The organism is Pseudomonas sp. HMWF021 (genome assembly GCF_003061005.1).
Classification (GTDB): Bacteria; Pseudomonadota; Gammaproteobacteria; order Pseudomonadales; family Pseudomonadaceae; genus Aquipseudomonas.
Genome location: NZ_QAIK01000161.1, coordinates 1685 through 4586 on the forward strand (window position 1 = coordinate 1685; position 2902 = coordinate 4586).

Genomic DNA, 2902 nt, shown 5'->3' on the forward strand with positions numbered 1-2902 from the left:
AGTCTCGGCGACTTCTTCCCGGCGTTTGCCGATGTCAAAGTCGACGCGACGTGGAACGGGCCGTCGGATCGATCGGTCACCGGGTTGCCGTTTTTCGGGCAGATGAGTGCCAGTGGCAATGTGTTTTATGGGTTTGGTTATTCCGGCAGCGGCGTCGGGCCGTGTCACATGGGCGGGCAGATTCTCGCCTCGCTGGTGCAGGGGCTCGACAACCCTTGGACGCGCTCGCCACTGGTCAATGGGCCGCTGGGGTATTTTCCGCCGGAGCCGATCCGCTATCTGGGCTCGTTGATGGTGCGTAACGCAATTCGCCGCAAGGAGCGGGCCGAGGACCATGGCCGCCGGCCACGGCATCTGGATGTGCGCCTGGCAAAATTCGCAGCGGCGGCGGGCAAGGCTGACAAAGCCTGACCCGAAGAGTTTGTACGGGTCAGGGTTCGGTGCTGTCGAGCAGCCAGTCAAGCAGCAGGCTGCTGGTGTGAGACGGCGGGGTGTCGCGCCGTGGCGGCGGACGTCGGGTGTCCAGGCAGAGAATCGGCCGATCCGGATCACTGTCGAGAAAACTCACCCACACTTCGCTGCCGGCGCGCGGTAACTGGTGGCTGCTGATTCGCCCATTGAAATGGGTCAGGGCGATTGGCAACCATATTCCTTCTTCTGTTTCCGACGTATGCGCCGGCCATAGTCTGACGCCGATCCGCCCCTGATCATCCAGCGTGGCCGGCGAACCATGCGCACCCAATACCAGCGCCGGGTGATAGCCTGGGATGGTCGGGCGTGGCTGTTTCAGTGGCGGGCGAAAATCAGTCGACCATGGCAGGGCGACGAAATCGTTGTGATACAGATGCTGCGTGAACGCGGGTTCAAGTATCGACGGATGCTGGCCATGATGACGCAGTCCGGTGATCAGCCATTGCTCATTGAATGCATTGATCGGGTGTCCGCTGAGTTGCAGCAAATGGCCACTGGATAACCCGGTGCAATCGCTGCGACCGTGAACCGAACGCATCTGGCAACGCTGTCGTTGCAGGTCGCGGCGGGTGCGTTGTTCGGCGTGGCGTTGCGCGGATGACGGGGCCGGCGGTATTGATGGCGCTACGCTCTGGTTGGCCGCCTCGCCGGTATGCACGCGCTGCCCGCGATTGCGGTCACCGATGCTCTGCGAGACGTTTGTCTGCACCGTGTCATGACGCTGAAACATCGCGCTGACCCCCGGTGACGCGGGGGCTTCGTCGGTTGCGAATGTCAACAGAACCGGCTCCTGCGGCAGGCTCAGACTGTCATCGGAAAATACCGCCACATGCCCATCAGGACGTTGCTCGAAGTGGTAATGGATGCCTTCCTCTTCGCACAGGCGTTGCAACAAAGCCAGGTCACTCTCCTCGTACTGAATGCAGAAGGGACGCGGCGGGTAGTGACCGGTGCTTAATTCGATGCGGTAACTGTCGCGTGGCAGATCGTGCTCGACGAGTAGTTGTTCAAGAATCTGCGGCACGCTCGCGTGCACGAAAACGCGCCGCGTCAGGTTTTGTCCGAGTCGCGTTATTTGCGGCACCAGGGTCAGACGATAGCTGATCCGATGGCTGGCGCGGTGTTCGCAGCTGACACTGTCGATCAGGCCATGTATGACATTGGCCGCGTCCAGGCGCAGATGCGCCGGCTGGTGCAACAGGCGCTCGGGGGGCACCAACGGTGTAAGGCCGATTGCTTCAATCTCGAAACGGAAAGGCCGGTTAAGCGCTTCCTCGCCGCTGAAACGCACCACCGGCAGGCACAGCAAGCCTTCGGCCAGGGTCAGGGTGAATGGACTTTCCTTGTCATTGAGCATGGGCGCGGGGTCTGTCTGGCAATACGGAAGGCAAAGGGTACGAAAACCCGCGAGCGAATGGTCGCATCCAGGACGTTTTTCAGATTTGCCCTACAAGCTGCGGTGAAGATGTCGATTGGGCGATGGTTTTTTTTGGTCGATTGCTGACATGAGGCCGTATAAACTTCGCACCACGCGTCGTGCCAATAGATGTCTCGGCGCCACAGATCAAGAGAGTGAGTAATGGGCGCACAGTGGAAGGTTAAACACAAAGAAGCGGCAGCCAACGCCAAGGGCAAGATCTTCGGCAAACTGGTGAAAGAAATCACCATCGCTGCCCGCAACGGTGCCGATACCGCCACCAACGCACACCTGCGTCTGGTGGTCGAACAGGCCAAGAAAGCCTCGATGCCCAAGGAAACCCTGGACCGCGCCATCAAGAAAGGTGCCGGCCTGCTGGGTGAAACCGTGCAGTACCACCGCGTAACGTACGAAGGTTTTGCGCCGCATCAGGTTCCGTTGATCGTCGAATGCGTCACCGACAACATCAACCGCACCGTCGCGGAAATCCGCGTGGCGTTCCGCAAGGGTCAACTGGGTGCTTCCGGTTCGGTGGCCTGGGACTTCAATCACGTCGGCATGATCGAAGCGTCGCCGGACACCCCGGACGCCGATCCGGAAATGGCTGCGATCTTTTTGTCACTGTGTGTGCAATATCCGAATCACTTCGCCAAACCCCGGTCGCGCCCGTACATCCGGCTGACAGCAGCGCTGTTCCAAGGCCTGTAACGTCTCACGCTGCTCATCGCTCAAGCCCGAGTCGATGCGCGCCAGCAATTCCCCGAGCAGCACCCCGAACGCCCTTACTTCGATGCGTTGCAGCGCCCGGGTTTCCAGATTGTCCGTCGTGGCATGGAACGACGCTGCGCCGAAATCCCCCAGCAGGCAATCGCCCTGATCGTTCAACAGAATGTTGTGGCCATAGAGGTCGCCGTGGGTGATGCCCTGTTGATGCAGGTGTTCGGCCGCCGACGCGATGCCCTTGGCAATCTTCAGCGCCACTTCGGCACTGAAGCGGCAATCGTCGGCATACAC

3 protein-coding genes and 1 pseudogene are annotated in these 2902 nt (G+C 60.4%); 2 read left to right on the plus strand and 2 right to left on the minus strand.

From position 1 onward, the window contains the following. The coding region (locus DBR18_RS29770; protein ID WP_371921137.1) for an FAD-dependent oxidoreductase at positions 1-411 on the plus strand (411 nt) is incomplete at its 5' end. 19 nt (positions 412-430) lie between these two features. Here the strand turns inward: DBR18_RS29770 and DBR18_RS23020 are convergent. After that, positions 431-1828, minus strand: a complete 1398-nt coding sequence (locus DBR18_RS23020) for a type VI secretion system Vgr family protein (RefSeq protein WP_108592041.1) — start codon at positions 1826-1828, stop codon at positions 431-433. A 222-nt stretch (positions 1829-2050) separates the two neighbouring features. On the opposite strand from DBR18_RS23020, the pseudogene DBR18_RS23025 reads away from it, so the two are divergent. After that, positions 2051-2500 (plus strand): annotated as a pseudogene (locus tag DBR18_RS23025) (YebC/PmpR family DNA-binding transcriptional regulator); the annotation flags it as partial. Between the two features lie 6 nt (positions 2501-2506). On the opposite strand, the gene DBR18_RS23030 reads toward DBR18_RS23025, so the two are convergent. Further along, positions 2507-2902: protein kinase (locus DBR18_RS23030; RefSeq protein WP_146188786.1), on the minus strand; the 396-nt coding region annotated here is incomplete at its 5' end.